Genomic DNA, 18,864 nt, shown 5'->3' on the forward strand with positions numbered 1-18,864 from the left:
CTCTACGTTTATCCAATAAAACTTAATTAACTTAAACTCTTCTTAGTATCTTCTAAGTAGTCGTGCTTTCCGCTAGGCAACAAGCTTGCGAACCTCGTGAGCTTACGAGTAGTAAGTGATTCGGGTGAGCAAGCGCTGTTAACAACGCGGAGGGCGCGAATACGACGAAGATAAAAAAATAGCCCCCGATGTGGGAGCTATCTAAAAACTAGTCGGCCAACGCAGCTTTCTGCGCTTCGACGATATCGGTAATGCCCTTATTCGCCAGGGCTAAAAGCTGCATCAGCTCTTCGTGGCTGAACGGTTCGCCTTCTGCGGTGCCTTGAATCTCAATCATCTTACCGTCTTCCGTCATTACAACGTTCATGTCGGTATCAGCTGCTGAGTCTTCAACGTATTCAAGGTCACACAGTGCTTGTGCACCAACGATGCCCACTGAAACTGCCGCTACGTGGCCTTTCATTGGGTTCTTTTTCAGTTTACCGCTTGCTAGTAGGCTGTTGATAGCATCAGCCATTGCAACGCTTGCACCTGAGATAGAAGCAGTACGTGTACCGCCGTCTGCTTGGATAACATCACAATCGACAGTGATCATGATTTCACCCATTACTTTCAGGTCAACAACAGCACGTAGGCTACGCGCGATCAGACGTTGGATTTCCATCGTACGACCACCTTGCTTACCGCTCGCCGCTTCACGACGGTTACGAGTGTGTGTTGCTCGTGGAAGCATACCGTATTCAGCGGTTACCCAACCCTTTCCTTGGCCTTTTAACCAACGCGGCACGTTTTCTTCTACCGTCGCATTACATAGAACTTTAGTGTTGCCGAACTCAACTAATACAGAACCTTCAGCATAAGCTGTGTAGTTACGAGTAATTTTAATTGGACGAATTTGATCTACAGCGCGGTCATTTGGACGCATTGGTATCTACCTTATTAACAGTCTGAAGTGATTTACTATCGAAAGAGTGCATCACCTAAGAAAGGGGTGAGACAGTTTTGATTGGGGCAAGATTATATAGCAGTTTATCTTTCAAATCTATTTACCATTCAAAGCGACTTACGACTTAAGGAGACTTACGACTCAAAGGTACTTACCGTGAAAGGCTATTTATCGCGGAAAAGAGACAAGCTTCGGGTGCACCCCGTATCGTGATACTATGCGTGCGCGTTATTTTCAGAATGATAAAAGACAGGAAAATTCGATGATTTATAGTATGACCGCGTATGCACGCAAAGAAGTAAAAGGCGATTGGGGTACAGCAGTATGGGAAATCCGTAGTGTAAACCAACGCTACCTTGAAACTTACTTCCGTATGCCTGAACAGTTCCGTGGTTTAGAGCCGATCTTGCGTGAGCGTTTCCGTAAGCGTCTAGCGCGCGGCAAGGTTGAATGTAACCTACGTTTTGAAGCTAACCCAGCAGCGAAAGGCGAGCTAAGCATTAACGAAGGTTTGGCTCAGCAAGTAATCAATGCTGCTAACCAAGTAATGACCATGACAGGTGAAGACAGCCGTCTGAACCCATTCCAAGTTATGAACTGGCCTGGCGTGATGGAAACGCCAGAGCAAGACATGGATGCCATCAACAAAGATCTACTGGAAGCATTCAACGATGCCATCGCAGAGTTCATTGACGCTCGTGCTCGTGAAGGCGAAAACATGAAAGCGCTCATCGTACAGCGCTTAGATGCTATCACTGAAGAAGTTGTTAAAGTTCGTGCACGCATGCCTGAAATCCTAGAATGGCAACGTGAACGTCTTCTTACCAAGTTTGAAGATGCAAAAATTGAACTTGAAGGTTCTCGCGTTGAGCAAGAGCTTATCCTACTGGCTCAGAAGTCAGACGTAGCAGAAGAGCTAGACCGTTTAGACTCTCACGTGAAAGAAGCAAATGTAGTACTGAAGAAAGGTGGCGCTTGTGGCCGTAAGCTAGACTTCATGATGCAAGAGTTCAACCGTGAGTCAAACACACTAGCGTCTAAGTCTATCAGCACAGACATCACAGCATCAGGCGTAGAGCTTAAGGTTCTTATCGAACAGATGCGTGAGCAGATCCAGAACATTGAATAACAGTTTGTCAGTAACACGCTGTGAATAGCCATTAGCTGAATCAGTGTTGATTAACTAACAGTGTTGATTAGATCAAGATAAGCTCCTAGTTTTAGGGGCTTTTTTTATGGATACAATAATGCCAATCAGGATGAGTAAGTGAGCAGGTTGTTACGCAGGAGATTTGTTTGGAGCAAGAGATAGATATAGATATAGATAAAACAGAGAAACGGATGTAGCAAAGGATTTTAGAATATTTTGAGGGGGGTATTACAGGTGGAACTAGAGGGGAAAGATTTAAGGGAGAAAGTGGCGCAAGTTGCTATTGCAACTTGCGCCGACTTAAAATCTTATAGAGCTACAACGTTTGCAGCTTGAAGACCTTTTTGGCCTTGCTCTACTTCGAAAGACACTTGTTGGCCTTCTTTAAGAGTCTTGAAACCTTCAGAAGCGATAGCACGGAAGTGAACGAATACGTCAGCGCCGCCGTTGTCTTGAGTTAGGAAACCGAAACCTTTCTCTTCGTTAAACCATTTTACTACGCCGTTTGTTTTGTTAGACATGATGTGTCCCTTATATAAAAATAAAAAATTAATCGCCAAAAGTGCGATGCGCTGAAAGCTTGAATTATTTAATGTATCTATGAAGCCAAGGGAAACACTGAGAATAACAATGAAGCAATACTAAGGGTTTTACTTTACAACTGATGTTTCATTTAATAACTCTGAAAACAGAGCGAGGCCATTCTTGGTGATCTGGGTCGGGTTGTAAAGCTTTATTTGAAAATAATTGATGTTTTTTTGTTCGGTTGGCTTAAATTACAGCCCTACTACGCCATTAAGCTCATTTATAACGCTTTGATCTTAAGAAATTTACTCATAGTACGACTCTCTAAGCACTCCCCCTCAGGTAAGTCCGTATTTCTAGTATGCATAGAAAAGCTCAACCCCATCCCAGGTTTGAACCAGTAATTAAGACGACCTTATTTTCTGGTTGTTGAGCTTTATTTGTCATCATTATGTCTTTTTGATGATTAGCACTGATGATCGGGTAAGTCTTGGGTTTTATAGAGATCGGCAATGTCGTGATTCTTATCTCTATGTTTAGCTTCATCTTCCCTTATGCAGAAAAGCACATCCAAAAACGTAGCATTCTCGGGTAAGCGATAATATTTAATCGCAATTTCAGGCGCGGGATGATTGGGCAACGTGCCATCTTGAATTTTCGAGATATATTCGGAGTAACTATTACAAGCTTCCTCTTCAAAATACCCAACAATCCTATGTGCCGTTTTAGATGAGACTAAGTAAATCAATCCATAGATGAGTAGAAAGATGAACTGTAATAGCATCACTAAAATGCGCTCTATAATGGACGGGTTGGTAACGGTAAGGAAAATCATCAAATGCATCCGTTCATTATCCGCTTCGTCCAGTAGCTCTTTGATCCAACCACCATCGTCTTTCATGCGGCGCAGAGCTTTGAGGTGATTGAACACTCCCGCCACCATGCCCGGCACCGCCGCTATGGTTTCTAACAGCATGGCTCGTTTGGCTAAGTGTTTTCCATAAAACAAGTTAAGTGTCTTTTTGAGAAGTCGAGTAACAAGAAGTGCAACCTTTTCGGAGAAGATTTCAGGTTTATAATGAGTGCTTTCAAAATGCATAGCGTGTTCCTTATATGAGTCTATTACTTACTAATCAACATTCATGCCAAGGCACAAATCCTTGTACATCAAGGTAAAAACAACAATTAGAGTCTTATTGACAACACAATTATCGTGATAAAAAAGACATCTTTATGTCCTTTAGACACATCGAGGGCAATAAAAAACCCAGCAACATGGCTGGGCTCTTATTAGCTTATAACCTGATTGATTTACTCATCCGGCTGCTTGGTTCTTAGATCGACATATGGCCAATAATGATGCCCAACACGAATCAAGAGTGTTGCTGCGGCCAAGATAAATGCCGCTAAAGATAACCAAACGATCAATACCGCATCGAGTTCTTTCATGCCTAAAGTGATATAACGAGCAATTGCCATCATCGCGATGTAGATGGGGTATCGCACTGGGATCTTACCGTTCATCACAAACTGCTGAACCATCGCCAACACTTCTAAATAGATAAACATCAGCAGAATGTCGGTCAATTGCACTCGGCGTTCAGCGAAGACATGCATGAACTCTTCGACCATCGCAAACAAGGTCGCCAGTGTGATCGCCACCAGCAATACCGCTTCCATAATGTGGAATACTTTTAAAAACGGCTTACTAAAAGATTTAGGCAAGTTAGAAGGCATAGTCACTCTTCAAAAAATAATTAATCCAGTCTCTACAATAGCATGCATCAATATAAGTCGCGTACTGTCAAAGCATCGCCATCAATTCACCGGTAACCACCAGTAAGAAGCAAAGGTAAGAAACAACAGATAAAGCAATGGCCCCACATGCACTGCAGAGCCATCTGTTTGTCTTTTACTTAGCGGCTTTTTAGTGGCTAATTAGCCTTAAAGCAGAATCAGGTAAGTTAAGAACACCACACACAGGCCGTAGATAAGTGGATGCACTTCTTTATACAAATCAAAACCACTAAAAATAAACTCAATTAAATTAACTGCCTAAGCTTGAAAGTGTCATAAAAGTACACGCTGATATCGGAGTTACTATGGTTCAAAATCGTCATTTGGAATAGCAGATATGATTCCTATCTTCTGCATGCCCTTTACTGAACAAAAACAACTGGTCACCTTTCACTTTATACATCAGTTCAATTTTAGCTCTTACCAGAGCGTCCATATCACGAACAAAAATCTCATTGCCAGTTGGCTTTAGATTCCAGTCGATATGTTGATAGGCAACCGATAGGAGACCATTCTCAGCAATGTAGTTTGCTTCATAATAGACTTCGTAGGGCTTGGTTTCTCCGACAAGTGTCTGGACATAACCTTTCTGAAAAATCAGCAAACTGTCATTTGAGGTAAACTCTAAAATAGAGCGATCAGCGATCTCTTGATAGTGACGATACCCTTGCGAAACAAACCCCTCATCAAGCTGAACACATGCCCAACGACTACCCGCTAACTGTTGTTGCTCAAACTTCCACTGATACAACGCCACACCGATGACACAGGTAGCAAGCGCAATATTGAAAACGACGACCGATTTTATCCGCATATTGATCGAGCCCTCCTAATTGCTTTCACCACCGTCTCTGATAAATCATCAATACTCACCGAATGATTCACGTAGCTTGCGTTCTTACTGCCGTGTTTCGCAAAAGCAAAAGTTTTAATCATATAAACGTCGTCGTCATAAGCAGACTCTGCGATTCGCAGATACATATCCGCATGACAGGTTGGAAACGATTGAGTCGCTAACTCATATGCGAGCAGTCGACCGTCACTTATTAAATAAGCACTGTCATAAAGATAAAAATCGGTCACGCCAATCTGAAAATGTTGATACTCACTAGGCTGGAGAAACTGTGGCTTTCGAATAAAAGGCTTAGTAAAAAAAACGAACACCAAACAGGCTAGCAGCAATACCGTCACAAACCCATGCCAAGAATACATGTTCATTTTCAAGGTAGGGGCAGGCTTAAGGATCACCTCTTCTAAAACGATTTCTTGCTCTTGGCTAACCCGAATTGCTCGGTTTCCTATTTTCTTAATCGGCTCTTTGCCACGGTGAATGTTCAGAACGTAGCCAATTTTGCTGACTGTTTTCAAGGTGACATCACGCGCGCCCAACTGCTCGAAGTTTTTCCTTAAACCTGAAATGACATTAGTGATCGCTTGGTCAGTGACTAATGCGCCCCCCCAACACGTTTCAAATAGTTGTTCACGAGTAACGTGAACACCCTGGTTTTCAAGTAACAAGCTCAACACTGCATATGGAAGCGGGCGTAATTGAATACATTCCCCATCGACATTCGATAAGGTTAGAGTCGTTGGATCGAGAATCAGATTGGAAAAGCAGACTCTATGCATACACTCACTATTACTGAAATTAGGGCTCACACAACCAAAAAACACACGCGTGAAGAGCTGGATCCTACCATTACCAAGTCAACTGCGTAAGCCGCGAGTACAATCCATCCACCTAAAGCAGAAGTTCCTACAGAAAAAACAACATCAAACATATCAATGAATTATGTAATAAAGATAAAAATATATAAAAGGGGAATTATCAATAAACCGACAACTCATGAAGTTTATATGAATTTCATCTTTAGTTTTATATTGCCATTGAACACATAATGCACACCACTTTTTATCCCCGATGAGATGAATCTAATGAAAAAAGCAGTGATCCTTCTGGCAGCATTTTCTGCCTTTGCCAGTGCCCAAGAGCAAGCAGTTGAGAAAGACGTATCTGGCTTTTACCTAGGTGGTGGTTTTGGTACCACAACTTACGATGACGATGCCGCGTTTTCTACACTAGAAACAAAATACTCAACGGTTAAGTTGATTGGTGGCTATCAATTTAACCGCATTGTTGCCGTTGAAACACAATTCACCAAATACAGTAATATAACAGCACCAGGCTTGTCAGGTTATGCTATCGAGACAGCAGGCATATCTATTGCTGCAAACCTTGGCTACACCTTTGATAGCGGTTGGCGTCCATTTGGTACCATAGGTCTAACGCAGCTTTCATTTGATGTTGATGACTATGGTAGCAAAGATGAAACAGCATTGCGTCTGGGCGCAGGTGTAGAATACACACCAGCAAGCCTTGAGAACCTAAACTTCCGTGTGGCATACGAAGTTGATACCTTCAGCGTTGATACTGGCCACTGGTTATACAATGATGTGACCGTCCAACTTGGTAGCTTCTACGCTGGCGCAACGTACAAATTCTAATAACGAACACTTCGTTGGCTAGTAAACGTAAAGAGGCGACCACCGTCGCCCTTTTTAGATGAACATCAGCAGAATGGCGGTAAGTTGAACTCAACGTTCAGCAAGAACGAGCATAAATTTAAGATACAACAGATACAAAAATGGCCCCACATTCACTGTAGAGCCATCTGTTTGTCTTTTACTTAGCGACTTTTTAGTGGCTAATTGGTAGTGGCGAATTAGCCTTATAGAAGAATCAGGTAAGTTAAGAACACCACACACAGTCCGTAGATAAGTGGGTGCACTTCCTTGCGCTTACCCGCAACAACCATAGTAAATGCGTAGCTAATGAAACCCATCGCCATGCCGTTTGCTGGAGAGAAGCTTAGAACGGTGAACATGATGGTAAAGAAGGCTGCAATGCGTGACTCTTTCTTTTCCCAGTTAATCTGACCAAGACGACCCACCATGTAGATGCCTACCACAACCATCGCAGGCGCGACCATTGCCGCTGAGAAGATAGAGAAGATTGGGTATAGGAATAGAGAAACAAGGAATAAGCCAGCCACCATGACTGCCGCTAAACCTGTTTTTGCACCTTGAGAAGAAGCAATACCCGATTCAGAGAACGCAGTGATCGATGTGGTACCAAGAATCGAACCAATCACCGTACCGCCCGCATCTGCCACTAGCGCCGATTTTGCGTTTGGCACCTTGCCGTCTTTGTCGATGATACCTGCATCGCGGCCCACACCCACAATCGTGCTCAAGCCATCAAAGAAATCGACAATCAGGAAGATAAGTACGATGAACAACAAATCGAACATTTTCTCGGGCGTGAAGGCTGAGAAATCAAAGATCGCACCGAAGCTGCCGGCCATGCTTGGTGGCATAGAAACGAATTGATCTGGGATTGGTGCGTTTGATGTACCTAAGAACACATCAGCCAAAATCGTCAATGCAATCGCTGAAACAAACGAGATAAACGTTGCTAGCTTAATGTCACGAACCATACAGCCCAGAGCGATGAAGATACTCACATAAGCGATAACCACTTGTGGGTCTGAGATGTCACCTAAGCCAACCAGTACAAACGGGGTAGACACGATGATGCCTGCATTCTTAAGTCCTAAGAAAGCAATGAATAAGCCGAGAGATACGGTAATCGCCAACTTCAAATCTTCAGGAATCGATTCAATCATCGACTTACGAATATTGGTCAATGAGAAAGCGAGATAAAGGATACCCGATAGGAAGATGCCAAATAGCGCTTCATTCCAAAGTACAGCGACTGAACCACTTAACAGTAAGCCTTTGAAGAAGCCGTTCATGCTCATACCTGGCGCCAGCATCACTGGGTAGTTACCCCAAATGCCCATGATAAGCGTTGCGATAGCAGCAGAAAGAGCGGTAGCCGTAAATACAGCCCCTTTGTCCATCCCCGGGATGCCACCCAAAATTGCTGGGTTAACCGCCAAGATATAACTCATCGCTAAGAAGGTAATAAAACCTGCGTATAGCTCAGTGCTGATCGTGGTCTTTCTCTCTGAGAGTTTGAACAGGGTGTCAAGCGAGCCAGACGTTTTCTGGGCTTTCAGGGTGGAGTCGGTATTCACAACAAAACCTATGTAATAAATTAAAAAATTTGAGATTCAAATGCTGTGAGAATAGAGGGGTCTCTACACTAAAAACTGTAGTCACCAAGGTAGGCTCGGTAGTAGAAACATTTGATCCATTTCATCAAACATATACAGCATTTAATCGTTTGCGCGGATTGTAAGGATTGAGATTAAAACTTCAACAAATTTTGTCCAGATCACATAAAAAAGTGAAGATGACGAGTCATTACATCTAAACGAAGATCAGACTGAGGATCATTTGAGAATAAATAACGATCAAGCCAGTTGTTCTCAATCATCTAAATATGCTACTCTTCGCCTCCATTTTTCTGACCTAATTTTCACCAGTTGTCTCGATTAGTTTCACTCGTTACCTCTTTATAGATGTAACCACCGGAACAATTAGTAGATGCACCACCGGAACAAAAATTAGGGTCAGTGCTATCTTTTATAGTGTCGGTTTATCACCTTCACTCAATCCAACCAACAGTGGAAATATACAGATGGGCATAGGTACTCTTTACATCGTATCTGCACCTAGTGGCGCAGGTAAATCGAGCTTGATCTCAGCAATGCTGGAAACCAATCCAACCTACGCAATGAAGGTATCTGTTTCACACACCACTCGCGGTATGCGCCCTGGTGAAGAAAATGGTGTTCACTACCACTTTGTAGAGAAACATCACTTTGAAGATCTCATCAAGAAGAGTGAGTTCCTAGAGTACGCTGAAGTATTCGGCAACTACTACGGTACGTCACGAGTTTGGATTGAAGAAAACCTAAACCGCGGTATCGATGTATTCCTAGATATCGACTGGCAAGGTGCTCGTCAGATCCGTGAACAAATGCCTCAAGCGAAGAGTGTCTTCATTCTTCCACCATCAAATGGTGAACTAGAGCGTCGTTTAAATGTTCGCGGTCAAGATAGCGACGAAGTTATTGCGAAACGCATGAGCGAAGCAAAATCTGAGATTTCTCACTATGCAGAATACGATTATGTAATCGTGAATGATGACTTTGATGCAGCCCTAATGGACTTCAGAGCTATCATTCGTGCGGAGCGCTTAAAAGAAGATAAGCAAGCAGCTAAATACAGCGGCATGCTTACAGCACTACTAGCGGAATAATCTCTGATACCAATCGTAGTAAACAACTGGTCATTCTAGCTTGCTAAAAAGCCTGATAACGTCGTTATAATTTTTGATTGTAGGGTCACTACTTATCGAAAAGTTCTGCCTTGTTCTCAAACTTTTTTCCGGCGCTATCTCTGAGCACTTATTTACTGTGATTGGTATAACTGGATTTTCCATTGAGATAAGTATACGGTGAGCTAGAAAGTCTCTAGTTAAACTTGTATACTTTCTCGTCATATAAAATTTATTAGTTAATTACTATTTGGAGTCCTCATGGCACGCGTAACTGTTCAAGACGCTGTTGAAAAAGTTGGCAACCGTTTCGACCTAGTTCTTATTTCGGCTCGCCGCGCACGTCAAATGCAAACTGGCGGCAAAGATTCACTAGTGCCTGAAGAAAACGATAAGCCGACGGTTATCGCTCTTCGCGAAATCGAAGAAGGTCTTATCACTAAAGACGTACTAGATGCTCGTGAGCGTCAAGAGCAACAAGAGCAAGAAGCGGCTGAACTTGCAGCAGTAAGCAGCATCGCTCACACTCGCTGATAGAATCAACGTCATTCGAACTAATTAACCTTCCGGGCCTTTAATTTGTATCTATTCGATAGCCTCAAAGACGTTGCCCAAGAATACCTAACAGAGCCTCAAATTGAGGCTCTGCGTCAATCTTATGTGGTAGCGAGAAATGCCCATGAAGGGCAAACCCGTTCAACGGGTGAACCATACATAATCCATCCTGTTGCTGTTTCAAGAATCCTGGCAGAAATGCGTCTGGATATCGAAACCCTGCAAGCCGCCCTACTCCACGATGTAATTGAAGATACTGAAGTTACAAAAGAGGAGCTAGAAGCTCAATTCGGCAATACCGTTGCTGAACTGGTTGATGGTGTATCTAAGCTGGATAAGCTTAAATTTCGTGATCGCAAAGAAGCGCAAGCAGAGAACTTCCGTAAGATGGTTCTCGCCATGGTGCAAGACATCCGCGTTATCTTGATCAAATTAGCTGACCGTACTCACAACATGCGTACGCTTGGGGCACTTCGTCCTGACAAAAAGCGTCGTATTGCTCGTGAAACTTTAGAGATCTATTCTCCGCTAGCTCACCGTCTTGGTATTCATAACATCAAGACCGAACTAGAAGAGTTGGGCTTCGAAGCCCTCTACCCTAACCGTTATCGCGTACTCAGAAATGTAGTGAAAGCTGCGCGTGGTAACCGTAAGGAAATGATCCAACGTATCCATAGCGAAATTGAAGGCCGTCTTGAAGAAGTCGGTTTGTCTGCTCGCGTCGTAGGTCGTGAAAAGAACTTGTTCTCCATCTATAACAAGATGAAAACCAAAGAGCAGCGCTTTCACACTATTATGGACATCTACGCTTTCCGCGTAGTGGTTGATACCCCAGACACTTGTTATCGCGCACTTGGCCAGGCTCACAGCTTGTACAAGCCACGTCCGGGCCGCATGAAAGATTACATTGCGGTACCAAAAGCCAACGGCTACCAATCTCTTCATACGTCAATGATCGGCCCTCACGGGGTACCTGTAGAGGTTCAGATCCGTACCGAAGATATGGAGCAAATGGCCGACAAAGGTGTCGCGGCACACTGGTCTTATAAAGGCAGTGGCTCACGCAGTAGTAATGGGACAACCGCACAGGTTAAAGCACAGCGTTGGATGCAGAGCTTGCTTGAGCTTCAACAAAGCGCAGGTAACTCATTCGAATTTATTGAAAACGTTAAGTCTGATCTGTTCCCAGATGAGATCTTCGTGTTCACGCCGAAAGGTCGTATCGTCGAACTTCCTGCAGGTGCAACAGCGGTCGATTTTGCTTATGCGGTACATACCGATGTGGGCAATATGTGTGTAGGGGCTCGCGTCGACATGAACCCTTACCCACTCAGCAAATCGCTGAAGAACGGTCAAACCATTGAGATCATCAGTGCTCCGGGCGCACGTCCGAATGCTGCATGGCTCAACTACGTGGTGACCTCTCGTGCTCGTACTAAGATCCGTCAGGTTCTGAAGACAATGCGCCGTGAAGAGTCGATTACCCTAGGTCGTCGTCTACTGAATCATGCACTTGGTGAACACTCTATTGCCGATATCGGCCAAGAGAACCTCGAGCATGTATTGTCTGACTTACGCCTAGAAAGCGTTGAAGACTTGCTAGCATCGATTGGTCTTGGCGAGCTGATGAGTATCGTCATTGCTCGTCGCCTACTGGGTGATGCTGACGAACTGACTGAAGTGAAAAACAACAGCGATGCGCCTAGGAAGAAACTAGCTATCCGCGGAGCTGAAGGTCTACTACTGACTTTTGCAAATTGTTGTCACCCGATCCCAGGCGATCACATCATTGCTCATGTATCTCCAGGTCGTGGCCTTGTGGTTCACCGTGAAACGTGTCCAAACGTTCGTGGCTACCAAAAAGAACCAGACAAATACATGGCAGTGGAATGGTCTGACGATTACGATCAAGAGTTCACAGCTGAACTTCAGATCGACATCCAAAACCACCAAGGTGCACTGGCAGAGTTAACGAACGTTATCTCGAAAACGGGCTCAAACATTCACGGTATTTCAACCGAAGAACGTGATGGGCGCCTGTACACAGTGACTATCTTGCTGACGACCAAAGATCGTGTTCATCTTGCAAGTATTATGAAAAAGCTACGTGTGATGCCACACGCGCTGAAAGTAAAACGTCGTAAGAACTAGATCTAACAGCAGATAAATAAAGCAGATGAGAGATACGAGTCTCGAGATGCGAAGAGCAAAAGCTTTTCACCACCTCAACTTTTCGTATTTCGAGTCTGCTTTAATTTTTTGTACTGTCCTGTTTTCTATATCCCCCCTTTAGTACCCCCGTTTACTCGCATCCCGTATCTACTCTTATCTCTTCGAATCTCGTTTACCCACATCCCGTATCTGCTCTTATCTCTTCGAATCTCGTTTACCCGTATCCCGTATCTGCTCTTAATCTCTTCGCATCTCGTTTACCCACATCCCGCATCTACTCTTATTCCCTTCGAATCTCGTTCACTCTCATCCCTCATCTGCTTCTAAGCTTTACCCTGTACAAAAATCCAGTAAAATGCTTGAATAGATTATCTCTCTTACGTTTATGAGCCTTGTTATGTCACAGCTTTTATCTGCTATCCCTCTCAACTCTTTATCTGGAGTCGGCGCTAAAGTCGCAGAGAAACTAGAGAAGGTTGGGCTTAACAATGTACAAGACCTGCTGTTTCACCTGCCTTTGCGCTATGAAGATCGAACGCGTATCTATCCCATCGTAAAACTGCATGCTGGTTTATGGGCAGCAGTGCAAGGCAAGGTAATGCACGTCGATACCATTTTCGGCAAACGTAAGATGCTCGCAGTAAAGATCAGTGATGGTAATGGCACTATTACCCTACGTTTTTTCAACTTCACTGCAGGCATGAAGAATAACTTTGCCGAAGGCAAACAAGTGCATGCTTATGGTGAGATCAAGCGCGGTAATATGGGGCTTGAGATTGTCCATCCCGACTACAAATTCTTTGCGCCGAGGCAACAGCCAGACGTTGAAGCCAGCCTAACTCCGGTGTACCCAACCACCGAAGGGCTAAGACAAGTCACACTGCGTAATCTTACCGATCAAGCTTTAGAGTTAATCGACAAGGCCGCAGTTAATGAGTTGCTTCCATCCGGTTTATACGACCACCAAATAACACTCGCGCAAGCACTGCATACCATTCACAGGCCTCCTCCGGGCATTGACCTAGAGCTGTTTGATGAAGGTAAACATCCTGCGCAGCTGCGCCTGATTATGGAAGAGCTACTGGCTCAAAACCTATCGATGCTGTCTGTTCGTAGTAAAGGGCAGCAAGACAAAGCGATGCCTTTCCCTCCGGTAAACACCCTCAAAGATAAGTTGTTAGCTCAACTTCCGTTTTCACCAACCAATGCTCAAGTAAGGGTGACTAAAGAGATCGAAGCCGACCTTGAAAAGCCACACCCTATGATGCGTTTAGTACAGGGTGATGTAGGTTCAGGTAAAACCTTAGTCGCCGCACTGGCAGCCGTTCGCGCACTCGAACATGGTCAGCAAGTGGCACTGATGGCACCAACCGAGCTATTGGCAGAACAGCACGCGATTAACTTTGCTAACTGGTTTGAGGCGATGGGCATTCAAGTCGGTTGGCTGGCAGGTAAACTCAAAGGTAAGGCTCGTGAAACGGAACTAACACGTATTGCCAGCGGCGAAGCGCAAATGGTGGTTGGTACTCATGCGCTGTTCCAAGAGCATGTCGAGTTCAAAAACCTTGGTTTAGTGATCATTGATGAGCAACACCGATTTGGTGTCCACCAGCGACTGGAGCTGCGTGAAAAAGGCGCGAAGCAGGGTTATTACCCTCACCAGCTGGTAATGACTGCAACCCCGATTCCACGAACGCTAGCAATGACGGCCTATGCCGATCTTGAAACCTCGATTATTGATGAGTTGCCACCGGGACGAACTCCAATTCAAACCGTAGCAATACCTGATACCAAACGTGATGACATTGTTGAGCGCGTGCGTAATGCCTGTCTCAATGAAGGTAAACAAGCCTATTGGGTATGTACGCTGATTGATGAGTCGGAAGTATTAGAAGCTCAAGCTGCGGCTGATACTGCTGAAGAGCTGCAACGCAAACTGCCTGACGTCAGAATTGGTCTAGTGCACGGCCGAATGAAGCCAGCCGAGAAGCAAGCAGTAATGCAGGAATTCAAAGAGAACAAGCTGCATCTATTGGTTGCGACAACCGTGATTGAAGTTGGTGTGGATGTACCGAATTCGAGCTTAATGATCATCGAGAACCCAGAACGTCTTGGCCTAGCGCAACTGCACCAACTGCGTGGCCGTGTCGGCCGAGGTTCGGTCGCAAGCCATTGTGTACTGCTGTATCACTCTCCGCTGTCTAAAACCGCTCAGAAGCGCTTAGGTGTGCTGCGTGAAAGTAACGATGGCTTTGTGATTGCACAGCGAGACTTAGAGATCCGTGGCCCCGGTGAACTGCTTGGCACCAAACAAACTGGCTTAGCGGATTTCAAGATTGCTGACTTGGTACGAGACCAACGTTTGATCCCTGAAGTGCAGCGTATTGCGCGTCATATTCACGATAGCTACCCAGATAACGCCAAGGCGATCATCAACCGTTGGCTAGGCGAGCGCGATGTTTACTCTAAGGCTTAATTAACAAAGTGACCGTCACTCAGAACGTAGAAGGCTTCCCTCAAGGAAGCCTTTTTAGTGTGCGTTACTTTCATCAAGCAAGAGCGAGATTCCCTATTCGCTCGTTCCTCACGATAGGGAATGACGATCAAAATAAACTTTCATCATCAAGGTCCATGGTTAGCAATTCGTCATCCCCGAGAGGGAAGAATGACCGAGTCGGGGATCTCTTAACAGCTTTCCGAACCGAACTTATCGTCATCCCCGAGAGGGAAGAATGACCGAGTCGGGGATCTCTTAACAGCTTTCCGAACCGAACTTATCGTCATCACACGGACCGATGAAAACTAGGGCTTCACAGGGAAACTGATCTGCGCTTTTAAGCCACCTTCACTGCGGTTATTCACCACCACCGCGCCTTGGTGCTGGCTGACAATACGTTTCACAATCGCTAAGCCTAAACCTGTCCCTTCACTGCCTCGGGCGGTGTCACCACGCGTGAACGGTTCAAACAACTTACCGACTTGGTCTTGCGGGATCCCCGGGCCATTATCTTCAACGGTCACCCAAGCCAATTTATTATCGGCCGTCATGCCAGTCGATACCTTGACCCAACCATTGCCATAGCGCAGCGCATTCACCACCAAGTTACTCACTGCACGCTTCATCGCGATCGGGTTACCTAGCGCAGGCTTCATCGACTCTGGAATATCGGTTTCAATTTGTACCTCGTAGCCACCTTCTGAGCTAGAAACTTCTCGGGCAATATCATCGACAAATACCTCTTGGAATGAATCTCGATCAACGGGCTTTAGGTAATCCATAAACTGGCTGATGATCTCATTACACTCTTCGGTATCACTGATGATCCCTTCCGCTAAATAGCTGTCTTCTGGTGACATCATCTCGGTCGCTAAACGAATACGCGTTAACGGAGTACGTAAATCATGACTGATACCTGCCATCAACAAAGCGCGGTCTTCTTCGAGTTCTTGGATACCTTTCGACATCTGATTAAAGGCTCGTGTTACTGAACGGATTTCTTGCGCACCTTGCACTGGCAATGGTGGTGGAATATCGCCACGCCCGACACCTTGCGCGGCTTTCTCTAGCGCTATCAAAGGCCGGTTCTGCAAGCGAATGAACAGCCAACCACCAGCAACAATCAACAACGCCATGATCAAGCTGTTACGAAATAGAGGCGCAAAATCTTCTTCTTGCAACTCTGATAACGGAATACGAATCAAAGAGTTAGGTAACTGCGCAATGTCCATCCACAACACATAGCTCTCTTTACCCAAGATCAGCCGCACTTCGGTTTCAGATCCCAGTTCTTTAGTCATCTCCTCGCTCATCAAGTCAATCGCAACAGCATGGTAATACTCGCCCGCCGCTTCACTGTTTTTAGCGTGAACCGTCACCCCTAGCTGCTCAAGCACACGTTGACGCAGTGGCGCATCAATCTCGATATCACTGCCTTGATCCAATACGAGGTTTAGCTCGTGAGCCAGAATCTTATTAAACTGCTGCAAACTCGGCATCAATGCATAGTTAAACACCGCGTAATAAGAAAAGATTTGGCTAGCAACCAACAAGGTTAAAAAGAGCACTATCGACTGAGTAAAGGAGCTACGTATGCGCATAGAAGACCTAAAGTGAGGGATGATAAAGGGATATAGTGGGAACTATAGCTGTAAACCATTGTGCTGAATACAAAACGGGCCATCGCATATTAATGAGATGACCCGTAAATATAGAATTCTGATTCACAGAACCGATGAAGCCGATATAGAGCTTACAAAACCGGCTTAGACTGCTTTGCCATCTGGAACGAATACGTAACCCAAGCCCCACACCGTTTGGATATAACGAGGTTTACTTGGATCTTCTTCAACTAGACGACGCAGACGTGAAATCTGAACATCGATAGAACGTTCCATCGCTGAATACTCACGGCCACGTGCCATGTTCATCAGCTTATCGCGAGACATTGGCTCACGAGCGTTAGTCACTAGCGACTTAAGAACCGCAAATTCACCTGAGGTAAGAGGCATTGGCTCTTCGCCGCGGAACATTTCACGTGTACCTAGGTTCAAGCGGAACTCACCAAATGCAACCACAGATTCTTCTGTGCTTGGCGCTCCCGGCGCTTCAATCACTTGGCGGCGCATTACCGCTTTGATACGCGCTAGTAGTTCGCGAGGGTTAAATGGTTTTGGCAGGTAATCATCCGCACCCACTTCCAAGCCCACAATGCGATCCACTTCATCACCCTTTGCCGTCAGCATAAGGATAGGTAGCGAGTTGTTTGCGTTTCTTAGACGACGACAGATCGAAAGACCATCTTCGCCCGGCAACATTAAATCCAATACCATCAAGTGAAAATTTTCACGGGTTAACAGGCGGTCCATCTGCTCACTGTTTGCCACGCTACGCACTTGAAAGCCTTGCTCTGACAGATAGCGTTCTAACAGTGCACGTAAACGAGCATCGTCATCGACCACTAAAATTTTGTAGTTTTCTTGCATGTAATGGTTCCACCTATTAAAGCTTAAACCTAAGGTTAAGCATTCTTGGTAAATTGTATTAGGGCGTGTTGACCTTTCGTGGTTAAATTTTGTTCGAGATAAAAGCGTTTTAATCGCGGCGAGGGGGAAGTCGCCTAGTCATTCTAAGCAAATCTCCCTCAACAAAGAGTAAAACGCTTTTAGCCGAACCCTCCGGGCAGCGTTTGCTGGTCATTTCTACTGCGTTATCGGCTTCTCATGTAGGCTAGCTACACATCAAAGCCTCTGCCTTGTATAAATACCCTGCAACTCGCTGCAAAAATCAGCTCGAAAGATCAACACGCCCTAGTATAAGACATTAAAAATGTAACATTATTGGAGAAAAAGTCGCCTAAATAATTGTTAACGTATGTTGCCTTTCTATATATTCTATCTTAGATCATCATTTCATTAAGTCAGATTTATGAAAACCAAACTTATCACCCGCGAAGGTTATAACAAGCTCAAAGCAGAGCATGACCACTTATGGCACGAGAAACGTCCTGAAATTACTAAGATAGTCACTTGGGCTGCAAGCCTTGGAGATCGTTCAGAAAACGCAGATTACACCTTTAATAAGCGTTTGCTTCGTCAGATTGATCGCCGAGTCCGTTTCTTAAGAAAATTCCTACCTGATGTGACTATCGTTGATTACTCACCGCAACAAGAAGGTAAGATCTTTTTCGGTGCTTGGGTCGAAATTGAAAATGATGATGGGGAAATTAAGAAGTTTCGTATTGTCGGCCCTGAAGAGATCTACGGTGGTGCGAAAGGTTATATCTCTATCGACTCGCCAATGGCTAGAGCTCTGCTGAAGAAGGAAGTGGATGATGAGTTTACGGTAACCACACCGGAAGGCGATAAAGAGTGGTTCATTAACTCGATTCACTACGTAGAAAGTTAACCGCCCCGTCCTCTGACTTGCCAACAGCAGCCAACGACAGAAGCTAAAGCACACGCTCTAAAATCACAAACGCCGGATAAAAGAAAACCCCGCTAGGCTTGCGCCTGGCGGGGTTAAGTCTCTATCGCAGCAATCCGGCTACTGTTTATCTCTTCGAGATAAGGTGCTCCCTGCATCTGTCCTTGATAGTGGCTAAATCCTTTAACCAATTTCCTTTTTGTTCATCGCCATCCTAGCGGTGTCCATTCTAGCCTGTCATCCTGACTGGCGAATCTCATCCAGAGATTATTACTTCCTTGCTGACCACTCATCCTAAGTAATCAAATCTTCATCCTGAAGATATCTAGTCCATTAGGCTTTTTCCTGTTCCTGCCAACTCCCTGTCGACAAGTTAAATATTACGGTATTTGGGCGAGTTTCCTAGATAGTCCCAAAAAACATTTCAGGTGAGAAATACGCCCCAAAACATCATGTAATTAAAAATCAACAACTTACAATTAAATTAAGACATATTGACAGGTTTAAGGCGACTTAGGCTTACATCACGTGTGAGAGATCTCGCACAA

At 44.8% G+C, this 18,864-nt stretch carries 16 protein-coding genes and 1 riboswitch; of the genes, 7 read left to right on the top strand and 9 right to left on the bottom strand.

Going from position 1 to position 18,864, the window contains the following annotated elements:
- Nucleotides 1-208: 208 nt before the first annotated feature.
- Nucleotides 209-925, bottom strand: a complete 717-nt coding sequence (gene rph / locus AC3CHU_RS15265; protein ID WP_004735726.1) for a ribonuclease PH — start codon at nucleotides 923-925, stop codon at nucleotides 209-211.
- Between the two features lie 283 nt (nucleotides 926-1,208).
- On the opposite strand from rph, the gene AC3CHU_RS15270 reads away from it, so the two are divergent.
- Entirely contained in the window at nucleotides 1,209-2,075 is an 867-nt protein-coding gene (locus tag AC3CHU_RS15270) for a YicC/YloC family endoribonuclease (protein WP_004735725.1), read from the top strand.
- Nucleotides 2,076-2,404: 329 nt separating this feature from the next.
- Here the strand turns inward: AC3CHU_RS15270 and cspE are convergent, their stop codons facing one another.
- From cspE to AC3CHU_RS15295, 5 genes are all read right to left on the bottom strand, one after another.
- Nucleotides 2,405-2,617, bottom strand: a complete 213-nt coding sequence (cspE, locus tag AC3CHU_RS15275) for a transcription antiterminator/RNA stability regulator CspE (protein ID WP_004735656.1) — start codon at nucleotides 2,615-2,617, stop codon at nucleotides 2,405-2,407.
- Nucleotides 2,618-3,087: 470 nt separating this feature from the next.
- The gene (locus tag AC3CHU_RS15280) at nucleotides 3,088-3,720 is read right to left on the bottom strand and encodes an alternative oxidase (protein ID WP_114634193.1); all 633 of its coding nucleotides are present in this window, start codon (nucleotides 3,718-3,720) and stop codon (nucleotides 3,088-3,090) included.
- Between the two features lie 212 nt (nucleotides 3,721-3,932).
- Nucleotides 3,933-4,358 carry a phosphate-starvation-inducible protein PsiE gene (locus tag AC3CHU_RS15285; protein WP_017079068.1) on the bottom strand — a complete coding sequence of 142 codons (426 nt, stop codon included), beginning with the start codon at nucleotides 4,356-4,358 and terminating at the stop codon, nucleotides 3,933-3,935.
- Nucleotides 4,359-4,737: 379 nt separating this feature from the next.
- Nucleotides 4,738-5,232, bottom strand: a complete 495-nt coding sequence (locus AC3CHU_RS15290; protein WP_488524864.1) for a hypothetical protein — start codon at nucleotides 5,230-5,232, stop codon at nucleotides 4,738-4,740.
- Entirely contained in the window at nucleotides 5,223-6,047 is an 825-nt protein-coding gene (locus tag AC3CHU_RS15295; RefSeq protein ID WP_488524865.1) for a winged helix-turn-helix domain-containing protein, read from the bottom strand. Before AC3CHU_RS15295 ends, AC3CHU_RS15290 begins: the two co-directional genes overlap by 10 nt.
- 306 nt (nucleotides 6,048-6,353) lie before the next feature.
- Between AC3CHU_RS15295 and AC3CHU_RS15300 the strand changes: the two genes are divergently transcribed.
- Nucleotides 6,354-6,923, top strand: a complete 570-nt coding sequence (locus tag AC3CHU_RS15300; RefSeq protein WP_171315538.1) for an outer membrane protein — start codon at nucleotides 6,354-6,356, stop codon at nucleotides 6,921-6,923.
- A 224-nt stretch (nucleotides 6,924-7,147) separates the two neighbouring features.
- Here the strand turns inward: AC3CHU_RS15300 and AC3CHU_RS15305 are convergent, their stop codons facing one another.
- Nucleotides 7,148-8,518, bottom strand: coding sequence for an NCS2 family permease (locus tag AC3CHU_RS15305; protein ID WP_488524866.1), 1,371 nt, complete (start codon nucleotides 8,516-8,518; stop codon nucleotides 7,148-7,150).
- A 58-nt stretch (nucleotides 8,519-8,576) separates the two neighbouring features.
- Nucleotides 8,577-8,676, bottom strand: a riboswitch (purine riboswitch).
- A 348-nt stretch (nucleotides 8,677-9,024) separates the two neighbouring features.
- Here AC3CHU_RS15305 and gmk point away from each other — a divergent pair.
- The 4 genes from gmk (at nucleotide 9,025) to recG (ending at nucleotide 14,869) form a co-directional block, all read left to right on the top strand.
- Nucleotides 9,025-9,648, top strand: a complete 624-nt coding sequence (gmk, locus tag AC3CHU_RS15310) for a guanylate kinase (protein WP_017109197.1) — start codon at nucleotides 9,025-9,027, stop codon at nucleotides 9,646-9,648.
- A 279-nt stretch (nucleotides 9,649-9,927) separates the two neighbouring features.
- A complete protein-coding gene (rpoZ, locus tag AC3CHU_RS15315) occupies nucleotides 9,928-10,200 on the top strand; it encodes a DNA-directed RNA polymerase subunit omega (RefSeq protein ID WP_004735648.1) in 273 nt (90 codons plus the stop codon).
- Between the two features lie 45 nt (nucleotides 10,201-10,245).
- Nucleotides 10,246-12,372 (top strand): bifunctional GTP diphosphokinase/guanosine-3',5'-bis pyrophosphate 3'-pyrophosphohydrolase, encoded by a 2,127-nt coding sequence (gene spoT / locus AC3CHU_RS15320; protein ID WP_004735646.1) that lies wholly within the window; start codon nucleotides 10,246-10,248, stop codon nucleotides 12,370-12,372.
- Nucleotides 12,373-12,790: 418 nt separating this feature from the next.
- On the top strand, nucleotides 12,791-14,869 hold the full coding sequence (gene recG / locus AC3CHU_RS15325) for an ATP-dependent DNA helicase RecG (RefSeq protein WP_488524867.1): 2,079 nt from the start codon (nucleotides 12,791-12,793) through the stop codon (nucleotides 14,867-14,869).
- Between the two features lie 326 nt (nucleotides 14,870-15,195).
- On the opposite strand, the gene envZ is transcribed toward recG, so the two are convergent.
- Both envZ and ompR read right to left on the bottom strand, forming a co-directional pair.
- Entirely contained in the window at nucleotides 15,196-16,491 is a 1,296-nt protein-coding gene (gene envZ, locus AC3CHU_RS15330) for a two-component system sensor histidine kinase EnvZ (protein ID WP_488524868.1), read from the bottom strand.
- 165 nt (nucleotides 16,492-16,656) lie between these two features.
- Nucleotides 16,657-17,376: an osmolarity response regulator transcription factor OmpR gene (gene ompR / locus AC3CHU_RS15335; protein ID WP_004735642.1), complete on the bottom strand. Its 720-nt coding sequence runs from the start codon at nucleotides 17,374-17,376 to the stop codon at nucleotides 16,657-16,659.
- A 442-nt stretch (nucleotides 17,377-17,818) separates the two neighbouring features.
- On the opposite strand from ompR, the gene greB reads away from it, so the two are divergent.
- Nucleotides 17,819-18,298 (top strand): transcription elongation factor GreB, encoded by a 480-nt coding sequence (gene greB, locus AC3CHU_RS15340; RefSeq protein WP_488524869.1) that lies wholly within the window; start codon nucleotides 17,819-17,821, stop codon nucleotides 18,296-18,298.
- Nucleotides 18,299-18,864 lie beyond the last annotated feature (566 nt).

The sequence above is a fragment of the Vibrio sp. QJM3NY_39 genome, assembly GCF_057785895.1.